This window comes from Listeria cornellensis FSL F6-0969, assembly GCF_000525855.1.
Taxonomy (GTDB): Bacteria; Bacillota; Bacilli; order Lactobacillales; family Listeriaceae; genus Listeria_A; species Listeria_A cornellensis.
Genome location: NZ_AODE01000041.1, coordinates 1 through 6,181, shown reverse-complemented (window position 1 = coordinate 6,181; position 6,181 = coordinate 1). Strand labels below are relative to the sequence as shown.

The following is a 6,181-nucleotide window of genomic DNA, read 5'->3' as shown; positions in this document are numbered from 1 at the left end:
AAAGCCGCTCTTGCTTTTTATGGAGGGCGTGAAGTTTTCGAGGAGGTGGCCGTTGAAGCTGGATCCGGAGGCGCGAAGCATGACGCAGTGCGAGGAACGAATGCTCCCTATGTTCGCACTCATATTGAGGCTCTAAGGAAATACAGAACATTTCCTAAGACCCACAACAAAGCTGAAACGGCCCGCTCAGCTCCGAAAAAAACTGGAGCGGCCGCAGTAAAAAGCCGCTCTTGCTTTTTATGGAGGGCGTGAAGTTTTCGAGGAGGTGGCCGTTGAAGCTGGATCCGGAGGCGCGAAGCATGACGCCATACCATGTCTTAAAATTAGACTTCACTCTCCTGACTCAGCACCGTAAGAGCCAACTGATGGTTTACAGCCCGCTCCCATGACACTTCCAACTAAAACAGACCAGCGCACAACTTGCATGCACTGGTCTGAAACTTTACTTATTCACCTTTTTTATCATCATTCGGTGTTTTCTCAGCATCAGGAGCTTCTTCAGTAACAACCTCTTTTGGTTCTTCTGATTTCACTTCTTTCTCTGCTTTTTCGTCTTTATCTGCGTAATCCCAAATTTTATCTTCTTTGCGTTCTTCTGCTTCTTGTTCGGCAGCTTCTCGCTTCTCTTCTTCAAAAGATTTTGGTTCAATGTCATCTTTTTCTGAAGGGAATTCTGACATTTGCTCGTCAGCGTCCATTTCGGATGGTAAAACACCATCGTCATATAGAGAACGGATTTGGCGTGCATCTAATGTTTCTATTTCAAGCAACGTTTCCGCAATAAGCGTGTGTTGCTCTCTATGTTCTTCGATAATTGTTTTCGCACGGTCATAACAGAAGCGGATTAGGCTTTGAACTTCGGTATCAATTTCATACGCAATCTTATCGGAATAGTTCTTGCTATTTCCAAAATCGCGACCCATGAACACTTGATCGCCACCGCCTGATGAGAATTGAAGTGGACCAATTTTGTCACTCATACCCCATTCTGTTACCATCCGGCGCGCGATTTGTGTCGCACGTTCGAAGTCATTACTTGCGCCTGTTGTTACCTCACCAAATTCAATTTCTTCGGCAACGCGTCCGCCTAGTAAACCTGTAATACGGTCCATTAACTCGGCTTTCGTCATTAGGAAGCGATCTTCTTTCGGTAACATAACGGCATAACCGCCTGCTTGTCCACGTGGAACAATCGTTACTTTGTGAACTACTTCTGCTTCATCAAGGACCATTCCGACGATTACGTGACCACTTTCATGATACGCAACGGTACGGCGTTCTTTGACAGAAATAACACGGTTCTTCTTGGCTGGGCCAGCGATAACTCGATCGCTTGCTTCGTCCAAGTCTTTCATGTCGATTTGTTTCTTATCAGAACGGGCGGCAACAAGTGCTGCTTCATTCAGTAAGTTTTCTAAATCGGCACCAGAGAATCCTGGCGTACGTTGAGCTATTGCTTTTAAGTCAACACTTTTCGCAAGTGGTTTGTTACGAGCGTGGACTTGAAGTACTGCTTCACGGCCTTTAACATCTGGACGATCAACCATGATTTGACGGTCAAAACGGCCTGGACGTAGTAATGCTGGATCAAGTACGTCGGCACGGTTCGTTGCAGCGATGATAATGATTCCTTCGTTACCGCCGAAACCATCCATTTCTACAAGCAATTGATTCAATGTTTGCTCGCGTTCGTCATGTCCGCCGCCCATTCCTGCGCCACGTTGACGACCTACTGCATCAATTTCATCGATAAAGATAATACATGGAGCGTTTTTCTTCGCATTTTCGAAAAGGTCGCGGACACGGCTTGCACCGACACCGACGAACATTTCCACGAAGTCCGAACCACTGATTGAGAAGAACGGTACGCCTGCTTCACCGGCTACTGCACGGGCAAGTAATGTTTTACCTGTACCTGGAGGACCTACGAGTAAGACCCCTTTAGGAATACGTGCGCCAAGTTCGGCAAATTTGCGTGGATCTTTCAGGAAATCTACTACTTCCACTAATTCTTGTTTCTCTTCATCTGCACCAGCTACGTCAGTGAAGCGGACTTTATTCTTGTCGTCATTATAAAGTTTGGCTTTACTTTTACCAAAGTTCATAACTCGACCGCCACCGCCGCCACCTTGTGCTTGGCTCATTAGGAAGAAGAACAGAATAAAGATAATAACGAAAGGAATGATAGATGTGAAGAACGTAATCCAGCCACTATTTTGTTTTGCTGGAACAACTGTCATTTTCACATCGTTGTCATCTGCAACCTTATCCATTTGTGTTAGCAATTGATCACTGTTGATAGCATATGTCGTGAATTTCGTTGTTGTTTGATCTTTCCCGACTTTACTATCCGTTTTCACTGCTTTCTTCAGTTCCCCGTTAATCACATACACGCTGCGATCTGGTTGTATGGAGAATGATTTGATTTGATCGTCACCCATTTTCGTGATGAACTCATCATAGCTGATTTCTTTCGCAGTCTCACTATTGTTATTAAAAGTGGCAACGATTCCTATGATAACAAGGAAAATGATAACGTAAAATATGGCGTTTCTAAAAAAGCGATTCATTCCTTACCTCCTCCCACGTAAGAGCATGGATTAAGTCTTTACAGTTAGGCTTGCTTGCATTCCCTTTTTGGCTGTAAAAAACATATCCGTCTTGTGTTTCTCTCACGAAGACTTTCTATTAAAAAGCATGGTTTATTATTATTCCTCAAATAGGCATATTGAGCTAAAAACTAAGACTAATGATAGCATAACGATCTGCATTTTCCCAATGATTTGCATGTTGTTGGACACGTTTTTTTATCACAGGAAATTTTTAACGCAGAATAGCTACCTTTGTGCCTTGTTTTCTATATGTTAACAAATTTAATTCATTTTGTGAACTAAATCAATCTGCATAAATTTCTGGTTTTAAAACGCCGATGTACGGTAAGTTACGATATTTCTCTGCGAAGTCAAGGCCATAGCCAACGACGAATTCATTTGGAACAACAAAACCAACATAATCCGCGTCAATGTCTACGTTGCGTCCTTCTGGTTTATCAAGTAGCGTTACTAGTTTTACGGACTTAGCTTTGCGGTATTTTAGAAGATCAACTAAATAGCTAAGCGTGCGTCCACTGTCGATAATATCTTCCAGAATTAGTATGTCTCGACCTTCCACTGATGTGTTCAAATCTTTGATGATTTTTACTTCGCCGGTTGAAACTGTGCCGTTACCGTAGCTCGATACATCCATGAAATCCATTTCTAGATATGTATCTACTCGTTTTAGTAAATCGGTCATGAAAGGCGTTGCACCTTTTAAAACACCGATGACTAGCGGGAAGCGGCCGTCGTACTCTGCTGTCAGTTCTTTGCCCAGCTCAGCAATTTTCTCCTGGATTTCATTTTCGCTAATCAACACTTTCTGAATATCGTTGTGCATACTTTTGTTTCCTCCTAAATTACGATGATATCTTATAATATATTGCTTTGTTTCACGGCTTGGCTTCATTTGGTGGATCGACGCCTGAACGCCTGGAATCCATAAAATTTCACCTGAATAATCTGTTACAATTGGCCATGTATCACGTTCGTGCTTCGGTATTTTGGCATCGATGAAAATAGATTTGAGCTTGCGTGTGCCACCGGTAGTCTTCATGCGATCACCATTCATTCGTCCTCGGATGATGAGTGGCAACTGAATCGCATCTTGATTCACAATCATACCATCTAATCCAGCCGTTTGCACAACTGAGCTTTTGGTCTTGATGCGAATCTCCGCACCATCTGCTAGCGTCACGCGATCACCGTCATACAAATGATGATAAAAATCTTGTATTTTCTTGCCGGACTCGCCATAAAAGAAGTCCAACTGGTCATACGCGCGCCTCACAATCAGACTGTTTGGCAAATGGATGACGCCCGACGGATTCGTTTCCCGATTCAGTCGTAAAATCTGGTCCACATGTCCTGCCGAAATAAGCGACATATTGTCTTTATACAGATGTTTTAATAGTAAATGAATTGTGCGACGTTGTAAAGGTCGAGGCAGTTTACGCCACTCGATCAATGAAAGTTTCACGTCCGTTTCGCTATATTGGGTCATGTTTCGCAGAGCCTGTTCCGCCAACTCATTCAAAAACAGAAAATCTTCGGTCGTTTCTTCCGAAAAACGCCGAAATTGTTCATCGACGTGTGTATTTTCTTGTTTTAAAAAAGGCAGTAAAGCTTTGCGGTATCGGTTGCGTGTATACGTATCTTCCTGATTGGTCGCGTCCTCTAAATAAGGAACGTCCTGTGATTTACACAAATCTAGAATCTCACTCTTTGTTAACGACAGGAACGGACGAATGACCATACCGGTCGCAAATTCGCGTTTTGGCTGCATCCCAAGCCATCCTAAATCGGAACTGCCACGCACCAGCCGCATCAAAATTGTTTCCATCTGATCATCTGCATGGTGAGCTAGAACTAGCTTCTGGCAATGATACTTACGCATAAGACCTCTGAAAAAAGTGTAGCGATACTTGCGCGCCGTTTCTTCAATACCTGTTTTCTCTTGCTCTGCCAACCGTCTAATATCCAGTCGTGTCGATTCAAATCGAATACTATAGGTCTCACAAACATCCGCGACAAGTTGCTCTTCATCTACTGATTCTACACGTAAACCATGATTGACATGCGCCACAACAATTGCCTCTTTTGGCACAATCCTTGTTTGAATTAGAAAATGAAGCAACGCCATCGAGTCCGCGCCGCCAGAAACAGCCACAAGTAGCTGATCGCTCGGCTTGATAAGTTGATGCTTATTTATAAACGTCATTACTTTTTCACGAGCCATCATGCTTCCAACCTCTTTCATGCTTCCAAATCAGGCAAAAAAAGGAGTTGTACCTAAGCCAAGTAAATCAGACTTTAGTTGACTTTGAACAGCTCCTATAAATTCACTATTTATGATTAGCTACGTTTCGCGCCACGGCCGCCACGTTTGGACTCCGTTTGACGTTTTAAGGTAGATAAACGGTCTTCGCTATCTTTTAAGAATTTGGACATTTTATCTTCAAAATTCTCTGGACGTACTGGCTCTGCAGCCTTTTTGTTGTATTTTGGTTTGCGAGGTCCGCTACTATAGCTTCTCTCTGGTCTTTCTGGACGCTCAGGTTGGTCGACTGCTTTACGAATCGATAAACCAATTTTGCCATCATCGCCGACATTCATTATTTTGACAGTGACTTCATCGCCAACTGTTAAAATATCATTGATGTCCTTCACATAGTTATCTGCAACCTCACTAATGTGAACAAGACCCGTCTTGCCACCTTCTAACTCAACAAACGCCCCAAAATTAGTAATCCCGGTAATCTTCCCTTGTAACTTGTTGCCTACTTCAATCGACATAAAACAATGCTTCCTCCTTAGAATTTCACTCTACCCTTAATTATAGCTAATATAAAAAGAGTGTCAATTACACGAAACTTTTTTTCGCAAATTAATTGGACGACTCTTTCTTCTTATCGTTTTCTTCTGGAATATTGAAAATGATTTCCCCCTTCTCAGAAAGGAAATACTCACTCCTAGCCAGTTTCGCGATGTAGTCATCATCATGTAATTTGTTAATCGTGCTCTTTAGTTCTTTCTGGTCTTGCGCTACTGCGAGTGCTTTCTTATCTAATTCTACTTTCTCCGTTTCCTTAGCGTGTAGTAAACTCACTTGTTGTGAATAGACATACACTAGACCACCACTGACCACCACAATAACTGCGGCAAGCATTAATAGCCTCCGAAATAGCGCGACTCTTCTGTGTGATCGTTGTTTCTTCATGATAGTTTCGTCTTGTACGTAACGATTATTTAGTCTTGTAACAGTACGTTGGTCTCTTTTCACACATCATCCCCCATTTCTTCAGTATTAATTAGCCACTAGCCCCAATTTAAAGACTAGCTGTGATACGCCTTGAAAAAAATTGGTTCTTGTTTAAAATGATACCAATATTTCAGCCTTTTGTCCATTGGTATCCGTTATTTTGACGATCTTTTTTAAGTACATCTGTTCTATTTAGTTGCATAATTTATTTTTTTATGCTTTATGGTCTGGATATTTGTCCCTAGTTGTCGTTGTTTTTCCTTCTTGATAAAGTGATTATAAGTAGCATTATTGCCATAATGATTGTTAGCGGGACGAAAAATAC

General features: G+C 42.3%; 5 protein-coding genes. 1 reads left to right on the top strand and 4 read right to left on the bottom strand.

The window, feature by feature from the left end:
- Positions 1-252 (top strand): hypothetical protein (locus PCORN_RS19845; RefSeq protein ID WP_036082100.1); only part of this gene is annotated, 252 nt, incomplete at its 5' end.
- 194 nt (positions 253-446) lie between these two features.
- On the opposite strand, the gene ftsH is transcribed toward PCORN_RS19845, so the two are convergent.
- The 4 genes from ftsH to PCORN_RS15015 form a co-directional block, all read right to left on the bottom strand.
- A complete protein-coding gene (gene ftsH, locus PCORN_RS15030) occupies positions 447-2,570 on the bottom strand; it encodes an ATP-dependent zinc metalloprotease FtsH (protein WP_036082098.1) in 2,124 nt (707 codons plus the stop codon).
- Between the two features lie 325 nt (positions 2,571-2,895).
- A complete protein-coding gene (gene hpt / locus PCORN_RS15025; protein ID WP_277620216.1) occupies positions 2,896-4,854 on the bottom strand; it encodes a hypoxanthine phosphoribosyltransferase in 1,959 nt (652 codons plus the stop codon).
- 95 nt (positions 4,855-4,949) lie between these two features.
- Positions 4,950-5,390, bottom strand: coding sequence for a S1 domain-containing RNA-binding protein (locus PCORN_RS15020; protein ID WP_036067731.1), 441 nt, complete (start codon positions 5,388-5,390; stop codon positions 4,950-4,952).
- Positions 5,391-5,481: 91 nt separating this feature from the next.
- On the bottom strand, positions 5,482-5,877 hold the full coding sequence (locus PCORN_RS15015) for an FtsB family cell division protein (RefSeq protein WP_036082094.1): 396 nt from the start codon (positions 5,875-5,877) through the stop codon (positions 5,482-5,484).
- Positions 5,878-6,181: the final 304 nt, after the last annotated feature.

What these genes read in the sequence shown, in the direction of transcription:
- hpt (WP_277620216.1), bottom strand. Translation starts at nt 4,854, where the DNA reads ATGAAAGAGGTTGGAAGCATGATGGCTCGTGAAAAAGTAATGACGTTT.
- ftsH (WP_036082098.1), bottom strand. Translation starts at nt 2,570, where the DNA reads ATGAATCGCTTTTTTAGAAACGCCATATTTTACGTTATCATTTTCCTT.
- PCORN_RS15020 (WP_036067731.1), bottom strand. Translation starts at nt 5,390, where the DNA reads ATGTCGATTGAAGTAGGCAACAAGTTACAAGGGAAGATTACCGGGATT.